This window comes from Polynucleobacter sp. UB-Tiil-W10 (assembly GCF_018881605.1).
In the GTDB taxonomy this organism is placed as follows: domain Bacteria; phylum Pseudomonadota; class Gammaproteobacteria; order Burkholderiales; family Burkholderiaceae; genus Polynucleobacter.
The window spans coordinates 1,760,350-1,781,696 of the sequence record NZ_JACVPZ010000001.1 but is presented as its reverse complement, the minus strand read 5'-3'; the positions used below and the strand labels follow the sequence as shown (position 1 = coordinate 1,781,696).

At 43.8% G+C, this 21,347-nt stretch carries 15 protein-coding genes and 1 tRNA gene; 1 reads left to right on the top strand and 15 read right to left on the bottom strand.

The features are described 5' to 3' along the window. The first annotated feature begins 3 nt into the window (after nucleotides 1-3). Nucleotides 4-79: transfer RNA gene (locus ICN33_RS09125), tRNA-Asn, on the top strand. On the opposite strand, the gene ICN33_RS10500 is transcribed toward ICN33_RS09125, so the two are convergent. From ICN33_RS10500 to ICN33_RS09045, 15 genes are all read right to left on the bottom strand, one after another. Continuing rightward, a complete protein-coding gene (locus ICN33_RS10500) occupies nucleotides 38-1,654 on the bottom strand; it encodes a recombinase family protein (RefSeq protein WP_370623254.1) in 1,617 nt (538 codons plus the stop codon). The genes ICN33_RS09125 and ICN33_RS10500 overlap by 42 nt on opposite strands. Nucleotides 1,655-1,665: 11 nt before the next feature. Then, on the bottom strand, nucleotides 1,666-1,812 hold the full coding sequence (locus ICN33_RS09110; protein ID WP_216196281.1) for a hypothetical protein: 147 nt from the start codon (nucleotides 1,810-1,812) through the stop codon (nucleotides 1,666-1,668). Between the two features lie 229 nt (nucleotides 1,813-2,041). Beyond that, entirely contained in the window at nucleotides 2,042-3,115 is a 1,074-nt protein-coding gene (locus tag ICN33_RS09105; RefSeq protein ID WP_216196280.1) for a hypothetical protein, read from the bottom strand. 2 nt (nucleotides 3,116-3,117) lie between these two features. Then, nucleotides 3,118-3,537 carry a hypothetical protein gene (locus tag ICN33_RS09100; RefSeq protein ID WP_216196279.1) on the bottom strand — a complete coding sequence of 140 codons (420 nt, stop codon included), beginning with the start codon at nucleotides 3,535-3,537 and terminating at the stop codon, nucleotides 3,118-3,120. Nucleotides 3,538-3,906: 369 nt separating this feature from the next. Further along, the gene (locus tag ICN33_RS09095; protein ID WP_216196278.1) at nucleotides 3,907-4,599 is read right to left on the bottom strand and encodes a response regulator; all 693 of its coding nucleotides are present in this window, start codon (nucleotides 4,597-4,599) and stop codon (nucleotides 3,907-3,909) included. A gap of 19 nt (nucleotides 4,600-4,618) precedes the next feature. Then, nucleotides 4,619-7,312: a DUF4118 domain-containing protein gene (locus ICN33_RS09090; RefSeq protein WP_216196277.1), complete on the bottom strand. Its 2,694-nt coding sequence runs from the start codon at nucleotides 7,310-7,312 to the stop codon at nucleotides 4,619-4,621. Between the two features lie 5 nt (nucleotides 7,313-7,317). Beyond that, nucleotides 7,318-7,887 (bottom strand): potassium-transporting ATPase subunit KdpC, encoded by a 570-nt coding sequence (gene kdpC, locus ICN33_RS09085; protein WP_216196276.1) that lies wholly within the window; start codon nucleotides 7,885-7,887, stop codon nucleotides 7,318-7,320. Nucleotides 7,888-7,917: 30 nt separating this feature from the next. After that, nucleotides 7,918-9,993, bottom strand: a complete 2,076-nt coding sequence (gene kdpB / locus ICN33_RS09080; protein WP_216196275.1) for a potassium-transporting ATPase subunit KdpB — start codon at nucleotides 9,991-9,993, stop codon at nucleotides 7,918-7,920. 18 nt (nucleotides 9,994-10,011) lie between these two features. Then, nucleotides 10,012-11,802: a potassium-transporting ATPase subunit KdpA gene (kdpA, locus tag ICN33_RS09075; RefSeq protein ID WP_216196274.1), complete on the bottom strand. Its 1,791-nt coding sequence runs from the start codon at nucleotides 11,800-11,802 to the stop codon at nucleotides 10,012-10,014. Further along, on the bottom strand, nucleotides 11,799-11,891 hold the full coding sequence (gene kdpF / locus ICN33_RS09070; RefSeq protein WP_215277305.1) for a K(+)-transporting ATPase subunit F: 93 nt from the start codon (nucleotides 11,889-11,891) through the stop codon (nucleotides 11,799-11,801). Before kdpF ends, kdpA begins: the two co-directional genes overlap by 4 nt. A gap of 469 nt (nucleotides 11,892-12,360) precedes the next feature. After that, nucleotides 12,361-14,262, bottom strand: a complete 1,902-nt coding sequence (locus tag ICN33_RS09065; protein WP_216196273.1) for a bifunctional diguanylate cyclase/phosphodiesterase — start codon at nucleotides 14,260-14,262, stop codon at nucleotides 12,361-12,363. 284 nt (nucleotides 14,263-14,546) lie between these two features. After that, complete coding sequence (locus ICN33_RS09060; RefSeq protein ID WP_216196272.1) at nucleotides 14,547-15,827, bottom strand: HD-GYP domain-containing protein; 1,281 nt, start codon at nucleotides 15,825-15,827, stop codon at nucleotides 14,547-14,549. 1 nt (nucleotide 15,828) lies between these two features. Continuing rightward, nucleotides 15,829-17,058, bottom strand: a complete 1,230-nt coding sequence (locus ICN33_RS09055) for a TolC family protein (RefSeq protein WP_216196271.1) — start codon at nucleotides 17,056-17,058, stop codon at nucleotides 15,829-15,831. Next, nucleotides 17,055-20,183: an efflux RND transporter permease subunit gene (locus ICN33_RS09050; RefSeq protein WP_216196270.1), complete on the bottom strand. Its 3,129-nt coding sequence runs from the start codon at nucleotides 20,181-20,183 to the stop codon at nucleotides 17,055-17,057. The genes ICN33_RS09055 and ICN33_RS09050 overlap by 4 nt, the downstream gene beginning before the upstream one ends. Beyond that, nucleotides 20,183-21,289, bottom strand: coding sequence for an efflux RND transporter periplasmic adaptor subunit (locus tag ICN33_RS09045; protein ID WP_216196269.1), 1,107 nt, complete (start codon nucleotides 21,287-21,289; stop codon nucleotides 20,183-20,185). The genes ICN33_RS09050 and ICN33_RS09045 overlap by 1 nt, the downstream gene beginning before the upstream one ends. Nucleotides 21,290-21,347: the final 58 nt, after the last annotated feature.

Genomic DNA, 21,347 nt, shown 5'->3' with positions numbered 1-21,347 from the left:
TATTCCTCGATAGCTCAGTCGGTAGAGCGCCGGACTGTTAATCCGTAGGTCCCTGGTTCGAGCCCAGGTCGAGGAGCCACCCATTCACAGAAGTGGGCACCATCAAAGGTGCACTGCTTTTCGAGAAGCCAACAGCCCTAGCTAGTTCGGCTTTACTGCCTGAGATCTGAGCCTCTTTCGCGGTAACTCGAATCTCACTTACCAAGTGACGCAAATAATCCTTACCAAAGCCGCTATCACGGTCTAATAGCTTAGAACGAAGAGCGTTGCAGAACAAGCCTACCTGATTGGGCTTAACGGCTGGAATTGACTGCTTACGCTTATATCCAGCCATCTCTAACAAAACTTCTTGCCGTCTTGCAGAAATTTGATGGCTTCGCTTTTGCAATACCTCATCCATTGGAATGAGATTGTTTTCTACGGCCTCCATCAAGCGACTGGACTTAGTTTGAAGCAAATCGAGCTCCTTCTGCAATACCTTGATTTCGGCACCATCGGCTTCCTGTCCATCTTTGATCTGACGTTTTAGTTCTGCAAGCATGGACTTCACACGGCTTTCTGAGAAAACCTGGCTTGCAAGGTTAGAAAGCACCAGTTGATCAAGCTTTTCCATAGGAACAGCAGGATTGGTACATAGACGTGCTCCTTTATTAATGCGGGTAGCGCATTTGTAATAGCGGTACTTGCCACCTTTACCGGTCATCAAGGTCATGCTGGAGCCACAAAGCCCACACTTGGCTAAGCCCGTTAACAGTGTTTTAGTCGTTACTACCCTTGGCGGTACTACATCAAAAGAACGTGATTGCTTGCGAGCTTTAGTTGCCTCAAAGATGGCCTTATCAATCATAGGATCTACTGGCACTGGCACCCATTCTGACTCTGGTTTTAGCAACTTAGTCTTATTATTTTTCTTATTGAAATAGTACTGCCCAATGTAGATTTCATTAGACAAAACTTCGTGCACTCTTGCCCTAGACCAGAGAGTGCCTCTTAAGGTTTGCCCAGTCTCATTCAAATGCGTTGCGATATCCTTAGCACCCATAGAGCCTTTAGTGCCCCCATACAGATAGAGATCAAAGATTCGCTTAACTAGAATTGACTCTACGGGATCAATTGCTATTTTGCTTTTTCGTTTTCCATTATTACCAACGACTTCAACCTCAATAATGCGATACCCGAAAGGTGCGGGAGCGCCATTCCAAAATCCTTGACGAGCATTTTCTTTCATTGCTCGCAAAGTGTGTTTGCCATTTTCCTTGCTACTGTATTCATCAAAAACAGAAAATATTTTTCTTGCCATCTCACCAGCAGGATCATTACTCGTTTCTTGAGTGATTGAAATCAGTCTTACATTGGAACGATTTAAAGTTCGCTCATGCAGTCCAAACTCTAAAGAGTCTCTATAAAAGCGTGAAAGGCTGTGAACAATAATAGCCTCAAATGGAGAGGGACTAATCGTGGCTTCAGACATCATTATTTGAAACTCAGGTCTGCGATCATCGGTAGCAGACTCCCCTGCTTCTATGTATTCATGACCAATACTGTAGCCTCTAGAGGCACACCACTCTCGCATTTGGCGAAGTTGATCGGGAATAGACAGATTCTTTTCCGCCTGCCGTACAGTTGAGACTCTTGCGTAAAGTGCGACTGCCATATTCCCTCTCCTTATTCGTCATTCATGCTACTGGCTTGCTGAATCATTAAAAGCAATTCGGGCAAGATTTGGTTGATTAATCTAATTTCCTGCGCTGATGATGTCTCGGGTTTGTCGCCTTCGATGTAGATAACTTCGATCTTGAGTTCTTGGCTCACTCATAGGGCACCTCCTTTCGTGCAGTATTGGCCCGCCCTATATCCGATCCATAATGCCGTTTTATGAGAAGCTCCAATTCCGGTAAGAGCCCCTTCTTTCCAAACTCATCTAGTGCTACTTTCCGTAATGCTAAAAATTGATGCTGTGTTGGTAGACCAACTTCAGCCGAAGCCAAAATTCTGTCTAAGTGAATGTTCACGAGCTTTTGAATTTGCTCAACAAGTGGATTCATGATTTACCCACCCGCATCTCATCAATTCGCTGTTGAATGTCGACCTTCCATGCAAATTCATCATGAACACGATGCATCAAGAGAGCCATACGCTCAGTGACTTGATCTAAACCAATTTCACTGTAGCCACGCTGTAAGCTATGAATCGCTCCCAAGCGTTTGGCGTAACCATACAAACTAATTGCTACGCGCATCTCACGCTCTGCAAGTCTTGCTTGAGGATCGCACTCACGATAGACCCCTAGACCTTCGATCATCTCAATACGATTTTGTAAATCTACCCATAATGGATGAATATTCCAACGTGAACGATTGGTGTCAGCGCTTGGAATAGCTAACTTAGTGTGCTCATTGACTAAGTACCGCAAAATATCACCTTGTCGCTCAGACAGATCACCAAAGGTACGAATACCAAATCGCTTGAGGATAGGCTTGCGAGTTTGCCACTCAATGCGCCAAACGTCATGCTCGGCTCCCCAGATTGGAAAGAACCAAGTTTTATTACTCTGCTCAGCAATTTCATCGCATTTGTTATAGATTCGTAAAACCAAATCGCCAGATCCAAATTGAAAGGTTTGCACCTTGCCATTTTTACGATGCTGGGCATCTTTACTGACCTGAGATACAAAAGAGTCTTCATCAAAATCGATTTCATCAACTTGATAATCAAACGTCAAATCTAATCTTGATAAGGATTCTGGGCGGTATGGAATGTAGCCGACTGACTGAGCCCATTCAAGGAATCGCTGATGGAGCGTTATAGCCCCATGATGCCAAAGAGCATATGAAGAATAAGTAACAAAGAAATTGGGTTTATTTAACTCACCACACTGAATTCGAAATAATTCGTTCTCAAGTAGAAACGGAAACCCACTGGCTGTTCCATGAGAAGACAACAAAAATTCTTCAGTGCCCAGCTTAATCACTTTAGGCACCTTGGATTTAGTCTGCTGTAAGCGTTCTTTTTCAACAGCCAACATCGGAAAAATAAAACCAGCATTACCATCTGCCCTCAAATAATAGGCACACTCAATAGTGTCAAAACCCGCAAGGAGATGGTTGAATTTCATGGCTATTTCTTGCCGTAGCTATCTTTGGTCATGACCAAGTCACCATATAGGAAGCTACTGATTGGCAATTTAAGTTCGGCTTCAAGCTTTTCATAATGCTTATCAGCCAATCTTCTAAACTCTTTTCTTGGGCCTTGGATGTGATATCTCTTGGGTTCATCAGGACTGACAAAATCCTCTACCCCTAAAGCTTCTGGGTCAAACTCTTCCCCCAAGGTGTGCGGCAAGGTTCTTTCTAGATCATCTAATGCAGCGTTCAAAATATCTGCAACCAGTTGGGTGCGATTTCTTTGGGGATACATCTCACAGAGCGCATCAATCTTGGCTCCAATGCTAATAGGGAGGCGGAATGAATACGGTTTTGTTGCTTGATTAGCGTTATCTAAAGCACCCCACATAGCTAGCAAAATGTCTGTTTTCATGTATTTATCCTGTAATACAACTGTATGACTATAAGATTACACAATTATTTAAAAATAAACAATCAATTTAGGAAATATTTTGTTGTGTTGTCTTTTTGCCATCCGTCCTCGCTGCGCTCGGGCGAGAAGCAAAAAGGATTAGAAATACTTAACTACTTGTTTTTTCTATATATTTTCTACTTTATGTATTTATAGACCCCCGTGTTACTTAGACGGGGGGTTAAATACAAGACTGGAGCCGGATAGAAAATCAAAAGGAATCAGATTTCAGCCCTTCTCCACCTTCCGTTAATCAGCCAAAGCGGTCGTTCCAGTTATGTTGGCGACGGTCAAAAATCGACCCATAGCGGACGCTCACGGCAAGCCACCCTAGAAAAGAAACCTATATCCAACACCAGTTTCAGTAATGACATGCTTTGGCTGCGCGGGATCATCTTCAATTTTTTTACGAAGCGCCCCCATGTAAATTCTCACGTAGTGATGATTATCAACATCGTTAGGTCCCCATACACCCAGCAAAAGCTGTCTATGGGTCAATACAATATTTGGATGCGTTACTAAAAATGCTAGCAAACGATACTCAATGGGGGTTAAATGAAGAACTTCCTCTTCCCGCTTTACGATCCTTGTTGTCAAATCAACATTGATATTTCCAAATTTAAAAACCGTCTCACCCTTATCGGATGCCATCGAACGCCTACGTAGCTGCGCTCGGACTCTTGCTACTAACTCCCCAGGGCTAAAAGGTTTTGATAGGTAATCATCAGCCCCAATATTAAGAGCTTCTATTTTGTCATCCTCATGGGTTCTGGCAGAAACCACAATAATTGGCACGTCTGACCAAGTTCTAATATCTCGAATGAAGTCAATGCCCGAACCATCAGGCAGACCTAAGTCAACTAACACCACATCCGGTTGACGTGAGCCCGCCTCTATTAGTCCACGAGAAACTGTGGCTGCCTCAAATACCTGAAATTGCTCCGCCTCTAACGCCATCTTGATAAGCCTACGAATATTTGGCTCATCCTCGATAACGATTGCGACGGGAATTGGTTGTGACATCTAGCTACCTTATCAACTTCTACTGATCTTCAACATCAATTTTAGGGGGATTACCCCGGGGCAAGCTAAAGGTAAACCGCGCACCGCCACCTTCCATTGTCTTTCCAGTAATCTTGCCGCCATGCGCCTCAATGATGGCCCTGCAAATAGTGAGCCCCAGGCCAACACCAGAAATTGCACCCTCCTTATTGCCTCGCTCAAATTTTCTAAAAATATCTTCCTCTTTCCCCCTGGGAAGACCAGGTCCATTATCCTGCACCCAAATCTCGACAGAGTGTGGAGAAGCGACTGAAGCACCTATAGATACGCTGCTGTTTTTAGGGGTGTATTTATAAGCATTTTCTAGAAGATTAATAAAGACACGCTCTATCAGAACCGCATCAAAATTTAATAGGGGCAAATCAGGAGGTAACGTCACTGTGACATGCCTACCTTCACTCGCCGACTCAACAGCCTTGATGGCGGCACCAATTGCCTCTTCAATCAGAAACCATTGTTTATTTAATTGGACCGTACCAGACTGAAGTCGGGCCATATCTAATAGATTACTTACTTGTGAACTCATTTTTAAAGCTTTTTCACGCAAAAGCACTGCAATCTCTTTTTGCTCGGAAGTCAGCGGTGCATCTAACATCTCCAACGCATCAGTCAATCCAACCAATGCCGTGAGTGGAGTTCGTAAATCATGTGAAATAGCCGACAGCAGGGAGTTTCTCAAGCGTTCTGATTCAATTTGTACCGTTGAACATTGAGCGACTGAAACATAATGAATTCGCTCTAACGAGATTGCCAGCAAACGAGCAAATGTATCGAGTAATCTACGCTGCTCAGGGGACTTTAAGCGGGTAGAACTTGGAGCATCAATCACCAAGATTCCACGAGTACGCATTGGTGCTCGCAAAGGAATGTACAGCAAAGGCGCACCTGGCAAAGAATCAGTGCCATTGCCAGCCTCTTTAGAATTATCAAAAGCCCATTGAGCAATGGCTAAATCTGCCTGAATATTGGCTTTCTTATCTATAGCAATTTCTAACAACTGATTATCATCGTCAGCCAATAACAAGGTTGATTTAGCTTTGAATTCAATTTCAACAAAATGCTGACTAATCTCAGCCACTTGCTCTGTCATCAAGGCACCCGATAAATCTCTAGACATCTCGTAAAGAGATTTCACTCTTTGTTCGCGTCGATTGGCAACTTTAGCTTGATAAGTCAATCCAGTAGTCAGTTTTGCTGTAATCAAACCAACAACTAACATTACTGCAAAGGTAAATAAATACTGGACATCAGTTACTGCAAATGAAAAACGTGGCGGCACGAAGAAGAAGTCAAATACAAGTACATTAACAACTGAGGCCATTAAAGATGGTCCTAAGCCAAATTTAACGGATACCAAAACGACTGCCAGCAAAAACAGCATGGCAATATTTGGTAGTTCCACTATGGTATTCAGAGGTGTTGCGACAACTCCAGCAATACCGCAGATTAGCAAGCTCAATGCATAAGATTGCCAAGGAGCTTTTAATTGCCAAACTAAGGATTCAATATCAAAGCCATCACGCGTAATGCTTGTCGAATTTGTACCCTGAGCAATTTTTAGCACATCTAAATCAGGGGCATGTCTAGAAATTGATTCTGAAAACGCCCTTCTCCAAATTTGCCATCTACTAAGGGCGCCGGTACCCACGATGACCCTGGAAAGGTTATTTTCTCTTGCGTAATTAATGATGGACTCAACCGCATCATTTCCACCAACAGTCACTGCTTTTGCCCCCATCTCCTCTGCCATAGAGATAGTTTTTAGAATGCGTTCCCTAGACTTTTGAGAGAGGTTTTGTAATTTAGGAGTTTCAACATAAATGGCATGCCATGGAATTTGAAGCTGTGCAGCAACTCTTGCAGCACTTCTAATAACATTCTCTGCCTCATCTCCAGGGCCGATACAAGCCAAAATAGACTCACGCGTTTTCCAAACATTCGATACCGAGTTATCTTTTCGATATTTAATAATTTCGCCATCTAGGCGATCAGCCGAGCGACGTAGTGCTAATTCTCGTAGCGCAATTAAATTTCCTTTGCGGAAAAAGTTTTGAGTTGCTCTTTCAGCTTGTTGCGGAAGGTACACTTTCCCATCTTTAAGCCTTTGCAGCAGCTCGTCGGGAGGCAGATCAACTAAAACAACTTCGTCTGCAGAGTCAAATATATGGTCTGGTACCGTTTCCCAAACCCTAACCCCCGTAATTCCACCAACAATATCGTTCAGAGTTTCAATATGTTGCACATTGATTGTGGAGTAGACGTCGATACCAGCTGCCAAGAGCTCTTCAACATCCTGCCAACGCTTCGGATGCCTTGAGCCAACTGCATTTGAATGAGCAAGCTCATCCATGAGGATTAAATCAGGTTTTTCAATCAGGGCTTCGTCAAGATCAAATTCCTTGAGTTTCTTGCCCCTATAGTCAATTTCCTTTAATGGTAGAACTTCTATGCCATCAAGCAATGCTATAGTGTCTTTTCGACCGTGTGTCTCTACGACACCAGCAATCACTCGCTTGTTTTTGCTTTGCTCATGAGCGGCAGAAAGCATTGCATAGGTTTTACCTACCCCAGCATTCGCTCCAAAGAAGATCTTTAATTTACCTCGACCAGACTGAACTTCTTGGCTCTGTATACGAGCAAGTAATTGATCGGGGTCTGGTCGTGACTCAGGCATTAAGTTTAATTTCCATCTAAAGCAAGATTAAGCTTTAATACATTAACACGAGGTTCTCCGAAAATTCCCCATTGGCGGTCTTGTGTATTTGCTGCTATGAGTTGATTGACATGATCAATACTCATTTTGCGAGCCTTTGCTACTCGAGATGCCTGGTATTGTGCAGCCTGGGGACTAATTTCAGGGTCCAAGCCACTAGCTGAGGCAGTTACCAAATCCATTGGTATTGGCAATTTATTAGCAGTGTCAGCGCTCTGCAATGCTTCAATTCTTCCTTTAACGGCATCTGCCAAGGCTGGATTTAATGGGCCTTGATTTGATCCACTAGATGCGGTGGCATTGTAGGGTTGGGGCCCAGTAGCTGATGGCCTACCCCAAAAGTACTTAGCATCAGTAAAGTTTTGCCCAATCAACTCTGAACCAATAGCTTGATCGCCTTGATAAACAATGCTTCCTACCGCCTTACTTGGAAAAAGCGTCTTCGCCAATCCCGTGACAAATACTGGATAGATAACACCAGTAATTACAGTTAACAAAACAAATAGCCCTAAACAACTTCTCATGATGGATTTCATTTTCTATCCTTTGTATATTTCGTCTAGCGATCAAATGACTGAAATAATTAAATCAATGATCTTGATGCCAATAAATGGAGCGATAAGACCGCCTAAGCCATAAATCGTCATATTTCTGCGCAAGAGTGCGGCTGCGCCCAAGGGCTTATACGTAACTCCCTTTAGCGCCAATGGAATCAAGAAAATAATGATCAAGGCGTTAAAGATCACCGCAGACAAAATGGCCGATGACGGACTAGAGAGATGCATCACATTTAATGCCTCAAGCTGCGGATATGTCGCCACAAAAGCTGCTGGAATAATGGCAAAGTATTTAGCTACGTCGTTAGCAATACTAAATGTCGTTAATGATCCACGAGTCATGAGCATCTGCTTACCTGTCTCCACAACCTCAATCAACTTAGTAGGGTTGGAATCCAGATCAACCATGTTGCCCGCCTCTTTAGCGGCTTGAGTGCCAGAGTTCATGGCCACGGCTACGTCTGCTTGCGCTAGCGCTGGAGCATCATTTGTTCCGTCTCCAGTCATCGCCACTAAACGGCCTTCTGATTGATGTTTGCGAATCAAAGCAAGCTTGTCTTCTGGTGTTGCCTCAGCTAGGAAATCATCCACCCCCGCTTCAGCAGCAATAGCAGCAGCAGTCAATTTATTGTCACCAGTAATCATGATGGTACGAATACCCATCTGACGAAGTTCGTTAAAGCGCTCCTTGATGCCGCCTTTAACAATGTCTTTGAGCTCAACTACGCCCATAACACGTGTACCTTGCGATACAACTAAAGGTGTGCTTCCGCGTCGAGATACGTCATCAACCGCTTTTAGAACTTCCTGAGGAAATTGGCTACCCAAGGATTCAATATGTTTTTGAATCGCACTTGCAGCGCCTTTACGGATTTGCTCGCCATTCATATCCACGCCACTCATACGAGTTTGAGCAGTAAATGGCACAAATTGAGCGCCAATGGAGTTGATCTCCCGCTCCCTGATATTAAATTTCTGCTTGGCGAGGATAACGATACTTCTGCCCTCGGGAGTTTCATCTGCCAATGATGCTAATTGGGCAATATCAGCAAGTTCTGCCTCGGTTACTCCAGATGCAGCTACAAAATTGGATGCCTGACGATTGCCCAAGGTGATAGTGCCAGTTTTGTCTAGCAAGAGCACATCGACGTCCCCTGCAGCTTCCACAGCACGGCCAGAGGTTGCAATGACATTGGCGGCCATCATACGGCTCATTCCGGCAACTCCAATTGCAGATAACAAACCCGCGATAGTTGTAGGAATCAAACAAACCAGTAGCGCAATGAGTACTGTTATCTGAATTGGTGATCCGCTGCCACTTGCAGCAACGCTAAACATAGAAAACGGTAGCAAAGTTGCAACCACCACCAAGAAAACGATTGTTAGCGCCACCAATAAAATTGTTAAAGCGATTTCATTTGGCGTCTTTTGACGCTTAGCGTTTTCTACCATCGAGATCATTCGATCAATGAAGGTCTCGCCAGGATTAACGGTTACGCGAACCACAATCCAGTCAGATAAAACACGAGTACCTCCAGTTACTGAAGAAAAATCTCCTCCAGACTCACGAATAACCGGGGCTGATTCACCTGTAATAGCAGACTCATCAACAGACGCAACCCCTGCAATCACTTCACCATCTGCAGCAATCACATCATTTGCCTCAGCAATAAAAATATCGCCTTTTCGCAACTGTGTTGCAGAGACAAGCTCTGATGCTGGACGGCTATCCCAATTTTCAGGAATATTGGCCGCTTTTACCTTCTTAGCCCATGTCTCTTTCTTTAAGCCCCTCAGCGATGCTGCTTGAGCCTTACTACGCCCCTCCGCTAATGCTTCAGCAAAATTCGCAAAGAGCACTGTGAACCAAAGCCAAAGCATGACGCCTAGGATAAAACTAGAAGAGGCCTCACCTTCACCATATAAAGACTGAATCCACAGCAAGGTAGTCAGGATGCTGCCGATATAGACAACAAACATCACTGGGTTTCGCCATTGAATTGACGGGCTTAACTTTCTAAAGCTATCCACAATGGCTGGTTTTACTAACTCGGCATCAAACATGCCTAATTTTCTTTTAGTCATTTTTATCTCCGAGATTAATTAATGAATCACTGGGAGCATTAACTGCTCAACAATGGGGCCAAGAGCAAGGGCTGGCACATAGTTCAATGCTCCAACCAAAATCACGGTGCCAGCCAAGAGGACAACAAAGAGTGGTCCGTGCGTAGGCATAGTCCCCTCATTCACCGCTATTTTCTTTTTGGCTGCGAATGCCCCGGCTAACGCAAGCACTGGCACGATGACTCCGAAACGACCAAACCACATTGCAATCGCTAACAAGCTGTTATAGAAAGGGGTATTAGCCGAGAGACCTGCAAAGGCACTACCGTTGTTATTAGCGGCCGAGGTAAACGCATACAAAATCTCAGAAAAACCATGAGCGCCAGGATTGGCAATTCCCGCAACCCCATCGACACTCATCACCGCAATTGCTGTGCCCACCAATACCAAGATAGGAGTAACTAAGATGGCAATTGCGACCATCTTCATTTCGTATGACTCAATCTTTTTACCTAGATACTCAGGTGTCCGGCCAATCATCAAGCCAGCAATAAAGACCGCAAGTATGGCAAAGACAAGCATTCCATAAAGACCTGTTCCTACACCACCAAATACGACCTCACCAAGCATCATGTTCCAAAGAGGAACAAAGCCGCCCATTGGCATAAAAGAATCATGCATTGAATTGACTGCACCGCAGGAAGCAAGCGTTGTTATGCTTGCAAAAATACTGGAATCATCGATTCCAAAGCGAGTTTCTTTGCCCTCCATATTTCCCATAGCGCCATCTACACCTAGGCTAGTAATAACTGGATTCGCTTGAGACTCGAAATGAACGGCGGTAAAAGTCACCGCTAAGAAAATGAGTAGCATTGTTACTAAAACTACCCATCCTTGTCGTTTATCTCCAACCATTCGCCCAAAGGTAAAACACAATGCAGCTGGAATCAAAAAGATAGACAGAATCTGAATGAAATTAGATAAAGGTGTTGGGTTTTCGTATGGATGTGCGGAGTTCGCATTAAAGAATCCGCCACCATTAGTGCCCAACATTTTGATTGCCTCTTGAGAGGCAACTGGGCCCATTGGCAAGGTTTGCCGATCTGTCGAAGCTGACTCTGTTAAAGCTGCGCCCTTTTCATCTTTTAGTGGTTGACCATCGGCATCAAGCCTAGGCGCATCAAACTTAGTTACCTCAACTGTTTTGACATCCTTGTATGCATCAAAGTTCTGAATGGAGCCCTGACCAACTAGAAAGATTGCATATACAACTGCAATGGGTACCAACACGTATAGGGTAATGCGGGTTAAATCCACCCAAAGATTACCAATTGTCTTAATGCTATTTCTAGCAAAGCCACGAATAAGTGCAATCACGACAACAATGCCGCTTGCAGCAGATAGGAAGTTTTGTGTTGTGAGGCCCAGCATTTGGGTGAGATAACTCATTGTTCCCTCACCTACATAAGCCTGCCAATTAGTGTTCGTGGCAAAACTAATGGCTGTATTAAAGGATGAATCAGGGGAAATGCTCGCTAAGCCCTGGGGATTTAGAGGAAGGACACTCTGAAATAACTGCAATCCAAAGACAAATAAAACACCAAGGATATTGAAAGTAATTAATCCAATTGCATAGCTTAACCAGCTCATCTCAACATCTGGATCAATGCCACATACCTTGTATATGAAACCTTCAATTGATCTAAAAGGTTTCTTAGAGGCAATGGCTTGACCGCTCATCACATTGTTAATGAAGCCTCCAAGGGGATAAGCTAAAAGCAATAAGACCCCAACATAAAGAACAATTGTCAAAATAGCATGGGTGCTCATGAGAAGTCCTCTGGATTTAATAGTGCAGCAACTAAATAAATTAAAAGCAATACAGCGGCTAAGCCACTAATGATCTGAATAAAGTTCATTTTTCACCCCTCAATCGTGCACAACCCTTAGCCAGACCAATGGTCAGTGCAAGAAATATAAAAATGCATCCGAGAAACAATAAGCTCATATCCACCTCTATCCAATTAGATGGTTTGATCTTATAAAGAAGTATGTAAAAAAGTTATAAAGATTTGAGTGGATTTGTATAAAAATCCTGAAAATAATGCCTTAAGGTGTCATCTGGGATATGGCTGCTTATGGCCGATTTGAGTCATCTGTAGCAGACTCTGCAACTAGGCTCTTATCGACCCATAGAAGACAACCTCTAAAAAGAACAGGCTACCCCAAAGACTGGAGAAACATATTATGTTAGGAGTTCACTTCACCAACTTTCATCAAACTAGTAAGTTAATTGGTGTTAGTTGATTATGTTTAGATTCAATCAATAAATCAACCGCTTTGGCGGCGTAAGGAGTGCATAGTATTATGCGCCCCAACTCAACCCACTTAATGAATGGTTATCCTCTCAAACTCATTGATAGGAAGAGGCTTACCAAATAAATAGCCTTGATAGTTTGCACAACCATATTGCTCTAGCAACGCAAATTCCTCAGGAGTTTCAACACCTTCAGCAATCACCTCAAGATTGAGATTTTTAGACATGTCGATCATAGTTTTGACTAAAGATGCATCCCCGGGATCCGATGTCATTCCCCTAATAAAGCCTTGATCGATCTTCACTTGATCGAACGGCATTTGCTTCAAGTAAGAGAGTGAAGAGTATCCAGTACCAAAATCATCCAAAGAAAGACTAACGCCTAACCTTACCTTCAGTTCATGCATTTTAGAGATCACATAATCTAGATTATCTAAAGCCAAAGTCTCTGTTAGCTCAAGCTTCAGCAAGCATGGATCTACATCGTAGCGATGAATCAGGGTCTCTAAGTTCTCCACAAAGTTGGGCTGCTTAAATTGCTTTGCACTGACGTTATAGGCAAGTACTAAGTTTTTACGCGTGCTCTCACTTGCTCTCCACGTGCCAAGCTGGCGGCAAGCAACTTCTAAGCCCCAATCACCAAGCTCCACGATGAGGGAGCTCTCTTCAGCAATCGCAATAAATTGGCTAGGAGGGATCATGCCCAAAGTGGGATGATCCCAGCGCATCAGCGCCTCAGCGCCAATCGGCTTATGGTTGGCATCAACCTGAATTTGATAGAACAATTGCAACTGATTATTGGAGATAGCGGAATGCAGATCTGCCACTAAATTGGCCTTTTCCTCTAGACCCGCTTTCATATTCTGGTCAAAATGCACTACCCTATTGCCGCCCTGTCCTTTGGCTTCATACATTGCAATTTCCACACACTTGAGTAGCTCTTTTGTTGGGCGAGCATGACCCGTAAAGAGGCAGGTACCTAAACTAGCTTGTGCATGATGCTCAAAAGGCGGCAGAATATAAACCTCAGCCAAGCCTTCTCGAATTCTCTCGGCCAAAATCGCCAGATTATTCTGCGCCTGTTTTGGATCTACCCCTAAATTATCCAAAAGCACCACGAACTCATCTCCACCAATGCGGTAAATACATTTCTTACTATCGACAATGAACCTTAGACGGTTTGCCACCTCCACCAAGAAGCTATCGCCATAGTCATGACCTAGCGTGTCATTCAGACTTTTAAAATAATCAATATCTAATAAAACCAGGGCGTTATATTCTTGGTTTTTGTGTGTTATCGCCAATCTCTCTGTTAGCTCATGCTGCAAAAGCTTGCGATTAGATAACCCCGTAAGCTGATCTTGAAATGCAAGCCTGAGGACCTCCTCTTGCGCCTTCTTTTCTTTTGTGATGTCCACGAATGAATAAACATAGTTAGCAACATCGCCCAAACTGTTCTTGATAACAGAAATAGCTACTCGCTTTATAAAAACTTCATCACCCTTGCGCTTACACCACATTTCCCCATCCCACTTACCAGTCGCGCTGATTCTTTGAGCAATTTGCTGATGAAATGCTGGTGGATGTCGATCTGAATGGAGGATTTTGGGAGATTGTCCGAGCACCTCATCTTCCCTGTAACCGGTAATAGCCTCAAATGCTTGATTAACTCGAATAATTTGTTGATTGGCGTCTGTAATCATAATTGCCTCATGCGTCTCAAACGCCGATGAGGTAATCCGCAACTCATTACGAGCGCTTTGCAACTGCTTAACGTATTCAGTGATGGGCTTAAACACCAAGAAGTATATTGCTGGAACAGTAAGAATCACTAAGCCAAAGGAATCCAACAAAAGATTAGAAAGCATAGACTGCTCAGGCAAGAGGCTGAGGGCAATCATGATCAAGCTCTCGCTAATAAAAATCGAAGCTGAAAGAACTAAAACCAGGCGCTTTGCAGGACTTTTAACCATAAAAATTTCAGTGTATTGATAGCAACAACATAACTGCAGTTTCGAATATGGTCAATGCAAGAATTCCCTTAGTATCCTTTAAGCTACTGCAAATAAGATCAAGTACTGATCTACCAAGGATGGATGGGCGGACTAGGTTGGCTCAAAGCAGATCTTATTGTCCGGTTTGAGCCGTTAAACCCAAAAGCTCCTAATAGAGCTAATCCGACCCATAATCAACCCTGAGTCAGTGCCCCATAGTCAGGATATATTCAATGGCTCTGTCATGGCCCGAATTGATAAACTTAGCTAAGTTGAGCTGTGAGGTAGCGACTAATACAACCATCAAGATCTTGGTGAACTTCCTTCTCAGAAGAGCGTTTAAGTTTCTGATATTGTTCGTAGACAATTGTCAAAAAAGCTTGAACCACTTCTGGATCAAAATGCGAACCACTACCCTTTTGAATAATAGACAAAGCAGTTTCATAATCAAAAGCTTCTTTATAGGGGCGCTTAGAACATAGGGCATCAAATACATCTGCAACAGCAAATATACGAGCAGCCAAGGGAATTTGATTGCCGGCTAATCCCCTAGGGTAACCAGCCCCATCCCATCTTTCATGGTGTCCGCTAACGATATCGTGCGCATCATGCAACCACTCACGATTCTTAACGATATCTTCGCCATGACTCACATGAGTCTTCATTATTTCAAATTCTTGCTCACTTAACTTTCCTGACTTCAAAAGAATGTGATCTGGGATTGCGATCTTTCCAATATCGTGCAACAGACTTCCAACAATCAATGATTCCATTTTCCTTACATCAAAACCAAAGGCCTCAGCAATTCTGACTGCAAGGAGCGTTACTCGATAGTTATGTATGCCGGTTTCACCGTCGCGTTTAGCCACAGCCTCCCCAAGAGACTTCAATAGCAAAACATTGGACTTAAGCAATCTTTTTGATTTTGCCTCCCTGTCTCGAATTAATGAAGCAATAAAAGGGTATAGAGCGAGACCGGAGAGTATCGTAGAAATCGCAACAATTACAGCGCAAATATAAGCAATTGATAGTAATTGCTTTTCTCGCCATGGTGGAATGATTCGCAAAGCCTCAAGATAGCCTCTGGGACTTGCATTACCATCTTTTCCAAGTGGCACGACGACATTAAAAACCCTACGTCCATCATTCAAATATCGGACTTCATGAGTAGCCTCAGAAACTAATCCGTTTAGGGAGCCATGCATACCCAACTCTTGATGTACCGCCTCACTTGCATCACTTCCATACTCACCCAGTCTCATCCAGTTTTTATCATAGATTTCCACAACATCAAAAAAGCCATAAATAACTAGATTTTTAACCGCAATTTCAGCCTCTTTTTTAGTAAAAACAGTATCGCCCTCGAATGGACCATCTTTTTCAATTAATTGACGGGCAGTTTGTATGGCAAGGCCAACCGTAAATCTCTCGGCCCCATAGATGGCTAGATAATATGAAAAAAAGCCAAGCACTAGAGAAAGCACCAAACTTACGGTACCGATTCGCAAAATGAGTTGCTTATTAATGGGAGTCATTCTGTTCATATTAATCAAAATCCCAAATCTCGTGCAAATCCAAACGCATACGATAGTAGGATTCCAATGCATCTAACCGCATGAGGTCGGAAGACAACTGATTCTCGTTAGCAGCCTTTCTTGCTGCAATTAAGTCCGAAATAGTCCCCTCTCCTAGCACATAGGCTTTTTCAGCCGCCTGCGCAGCATCATTCTGAGTTTTTGCGGAATTTAGCAATGTTTCAGCCGCCGTTTTTCTACTCATCATCTGCGACCATAAGCGTTCAAACTCAACGCTAATGCGTTGCTCAGTTTCTATAACTCTTTGGCGACTAATTTCTGCTTCAGATGCTGCCGCAGAAGCATTAGAAAAACGAGCGCCGCCAGATATTGGAAACGATAAACTGACACCATTAATTCTCTCAGCGCCACCAAACTCATTGGCGGTATATAGGCCAACCGTTGGATCCGGGAATCTATCTAATCCACTGCGTTTAGCATGCAAATCAAATCGTTCGGCATCTGATTTAGCTAGCTTTAATTCATGACTTCGCTCAAGAAATTGTTGACGTAGTAATTCCTTCCTGGTTTGAAGATTAGGAATTGCATCCCATTTAAAGTTCTTAATTAATGCAATGCCCTGATATCTCTGTGTGACCGCTTCTCCGCTAGCACTTTCGTGGGCTTTAGCAAGCTCCAAGAAGGCTTTTAACCTTCCTTGTTCTGCTGTTGCTAATTGAGCATCTAACCTAGCAACATCGCCAACCTTGTAGCGAACTTGAGTAATCCGGCCAATTTGATCGCCTAGCTGGCTATTTTTTTCCGCAACAATTCTTGATTGAAGTGCCTTTAGGTAAGTAAACCAGGTTGCTAATAAATCCTTACTGGTTTCATGCATCGTATCGGCATACTCAATTCCGGCAAATGATTTAGTTGCATCGGAAATCTTCTCATCAACACCTCCTTTACCCCAAAAGCGAATAGGGCGCTCAATGCCTGCCCAGTACTCTTGATAATTTGTGGCTCCCGGTATATTCGTTACCCTTCGATTCTGTCTAGTGCCTCTGACAACAAACTCTTGAGATCCCGAGGCGATGGCATCCGCCCTGTAATTTAAAGAGTCTTTTCTCGCATCTGCAGCACCAATCTTGGGGTTGGAATACAGAGCATTTTTTACCTGGTCATCAGTTGGCAATAAATTGTTAGCCGATGCTGAAAAGCAGGCCCCAATACATACAGCAAATAGAATCAGCTTTTTCATTTTTTGATCCTTTTCAGCAGATCCATCATGCGATCAAAGTGGATTTCATCTTTAAGCTCACCCCAATTTTTTAATGCCCCAAAACGCTCATAGAGCTTTGGTAAAAGCAGCAGGGTTAATAAAGTTGATGTAATCAATCCACCAATCACCACAATCGCTAAAGGACGTTGAATTTCAGACCCTGGCCCCGTAGCAAATAAAAGTGGAATCATTCCGAGCGCTGTAATAACTGCCGTCATCAGCACTGGGCGTAAACGCCTTTCAGTGCCAAAGTGAATGACATCAGACATTGAGTCACCTTTAACGAGACGCTCATTAAAGTGAGTCACCATCACCACCCCATTTAGGACGGCAATGCCAAGCAATGCAATAAATCCCACCGATGCTGGCACCGAAAGGTATTGCCCTGTAATGGTTAAAGCAACTACACCGCCAACTAGTGCAAATGGGATATTGAGGAAAATGATCCCAGCTTGTATTGCCGAGCCAAAGGTCACCATCAGGATGGCAAAGATTAGTCCTAATGCAATCGGGATCACAATAGCTAGCCTTGCAGCAGCCCTTTGTTGATTTTCAAACTGACCTCCCCAAACTACATTAATAGTTTTAGGCAAGTTCAACGCAATCACTGCCGCCTGAGCATCTTTTACAAATCCCGCAAGATCTCTACCATCGACAGACACTTGAATGCTAGCAAAGCGGCTTGATTGCTCATGGTCAATCCGAATAGGTCCATCGATTTGCTTGATTTCAGCTAATGATGCTAGTGGCCATGATTTGCCATCAGGCGCAGATATTAGCAAGTCGCTAAATGCTTCTGGGCTTGTACGAATGTAATCATTACCCCGAAGCACCAATGGCGTTCTGATAACACCATCTAAAACTACTCCAAGATTTTCACCCTCAATTTGATTGCGTAATCGCTGCTGCAAGTCTTCAATCGAGAATCCAGCCTGCCCAGCCAAGGTACGGTTAATCTTTAGGCTTAAGTACTGCATACCTTCAGCACGAGGTGCAATTACCTCAGCCGCACCCTTCACATTGCGAACTGAGCCAGCTATAGCCTGTGCGGCCTTATTGATTTCAGCTAAATCACTGCCAAAGATTTTGATTGCCACATCACCGCGGGTTCCCGTAAGCATCTCGGAAACACGCATTTCAATCGGCTGAGTAAAGCCATAGACCAAGCCAGGAAAGTTATCTAAAGTAGCCCTTAGTTTATTGGCAATATCGTCCTTGTTTCCAGACCATTCACTTTTAGGCTTGAGCACTAAAAACATATCTGTTTCATTTAAGCCCATGGGATCGAGACCCAAATCATCTGAACCTGCTCTAGCAACAATGGATTTAATCTCAGGAACTTCTTTTAAAAATAACTGCTCCACCTGAGAATCAATGATGAGCGATTCATTTAAGGATATTGATGGGAGCTTTTGCAGCTGAACCAAGATATCTCCTTCGTCTAGAGTAGGCATAAAGGTTTTTCCCACAATCATATAAAGGATTACCATCACACCTAACCCAATGCCAGAAGCCCTGTAAAGCCACTTGGTATTGCCCCAAACCTGATTTCGCCACTCAACGTATTTTTCTGAAATCTTGCGCATAAACTTTGTTTCTTCATCAGCCTTGCGCTCTAAAACAAAGGAAGCTAAAGCGGGAATGACAGTGAATGCAATTAATAAGGATGAGGCGAGCGCCATAACAATAGTTAGCGCTACCGGTGAAAAGAGTTTGCCCTCCAAACCTTCAAGACTTAGCAATGGAAGAAAAACTACAGCAATAATCAATACGCCAGCTACCACCGGCTTAACTACCTCATGAGTAGCAATAGAAATGATTTCCGTCTTGCTTAATGCTTTGGATGTATTGGAATCAGCAAAGGCTGTTTCCACATTTTCAACTACCACCACTGCGGCATCCACCAACATACCAATAGCAATGGCTAATCCGCCCAAGCTCATCAAGTTAGCCGTTAGGCCAAAAGCCTTCATCAATATGAATGTAGAGAGTATTGAGAGCGGAAGGACAGCTGCAACCACCAGAGCGGCACGATACCCCCCTAAAAATAGATACAAAGTGATGCAGACCAAAACAGAAGCCTCAAGCAAAGCCTTAGTCACAGTACCTGCTGCACGGGAGACTAATTCACCCCTGTTATAGAAAGTATTTACGGTCATGCCCTTTGGCAATCGTGGGGCAATCTCTATCAAATTTTGCTCGACCGAGTCCACGAGTAGCCTTGCATTTGCACCGCGCAAGCCTAAAACCAGACCTTCAACTGCTTCTCCTTTGCCATCTTTAGTCACGGCGCCATAGCGAGTGGCCGATCCCAAGTGAGCCGTAGCCACCTCATCAAGCATGACTGTGCCACCGTTTGCTTTAGAGATCTGGATCCTTTTGACATCGTCTAGTTTTTTAACGGCCCCCTCAACACGAACTACTAACGTTTCCTCGCCTTGATCAATCCGCCCAGCACCATCATTACTATTGTTAGTCATTACCGCTTTACGAAGTTCTGCCATGGTGACTCCACGAGCAGCCAATCGAGATGGGTCGGGAATTACTTCGTAAGTTAAGATTTCTCCACCTAAGACATTGACTTCAGCCACACCAGAAATAGTTCTTAATTCAGGCCTGATAGTCCAGTCCAAAACAGTGCGCTTATCTCTTAAGCTAAAGCCCTCACCCTCAAGAGTGAACATGTAGATTTCACTTAATGGTGTAGTAATTGGTGCCAGACCCCCAGTTGCGCCAGGCGGGAGATCTTTTGTAAATGCATTCAATCGCTCAGAGATTTGCTGACGAGCCCAATAAATATCAGTGCCATCATCAAAATCAATCGTGATATCGGCTACACCATATTTGGAAACCGATCTCACAATTCGTTTCTTGGGAATGCTGAGCATCTCTATTTCAATTGGGCGAACAACTCTTTGCTCAACTTCTTCAGGCGTCATCCCTGGAATCTTTAGAATGATTTTGACTTGGGTTGGGGAAATATCTGGAAAGGCATCAATTGGCAGCGTCATCCACGCATGGATACCAAAGAGCACTAATGCAATAGCCATTGCCAATACGAGCTTGCGAAAATGCAAACTCGCATCAATTAAATTAGTAAACATTACTCGCCCTTCTGCGCAAGCGCTTTCAGAGAGGCAATGCCAGTTACTGCGACTCGAGTACCACTAGATAGTGGTGCTTGAATTGAAGCTAAATCATCATCGCTTGAGATGACCGATACTGGCTGAAGCACTACACCAGCGCCTGAAAGAATGAATATCGCGCTTTGCCCTTTCCAGTTCGTCAGCGCCCTTGAGGGAATCTGCCATAAGGCTTTATCCTGAACATTTGGTTTCAGCTTTGCCTGAATAGTTGCAGTAACTACTTCGCCCATCTGCAGAGCGCCGCGTTCCTCAACAACAGCTCTTATTCTTGCTGACTGTGAGGCGCTAACTGCCTGGGATACTCCGGTTACTTTGGCTTTCGCGTTACGGGAGGCAATCACAATCTCATCTCCAGGCTGAATACCAAGGGCTTTAAATCCAGATGTATTGATTTCGAGATTCAATGTGGAGATGTCAGCAATTCTAAAAAGCAAGGTTCCAGTATCAACGCGCTGACCGATCAGGTTATGAGCCTCAACTACCGTTCCCTGGATTGGCGACTTCAATGCGCCTGTGGCATAAGAGTTAAACGCATCTTTATTTTTAGGATCATCAAAGTTAATCCCCGCGGCCTTTAGCTCCGACTGTCTTGCCATTAATATGGCATTGGCATTTTCAGATTTTGCTTTGGTGATGTTGAGGCGAGACTGAGGAATAATTCCTTCTTTAAATAATTCGTTATCACGAACCAAGGCCTCTTTAGCTAAACGAGCATCAGACGTGGCTTCCAGCAATTTCTGCCTAGAGTCACCCATCTGGGGGCTGGTGAAATAAGCCAATGGTGACCCTACTTTTACTGGATCACCAACCCCCACAACCATTTGACTGAGCTGCCCAGGATAAGGTGCCGATAAAATCGCCTGCTTTTCTGGTGGGACTGTGACTGAAGCACTAATTAATACAGAGCCCGAATCAACGGAAATTGCTTGGGCAAAATTCACACCCATAGCCGCCTGTTGATTTGCAGTCAGTTTTAATGACTTAGGCGCAAATTCTTGTGCTTGTAGGCTCCCGCTCAAAATCAGCGAGAAAAGGGAAAGTCCAACTATATGGAAACGAAACATAAAAACCTCTAGAAACACTGCTAACTAAATCCAAGAAACGTGAGCAAGTCACGCCAGA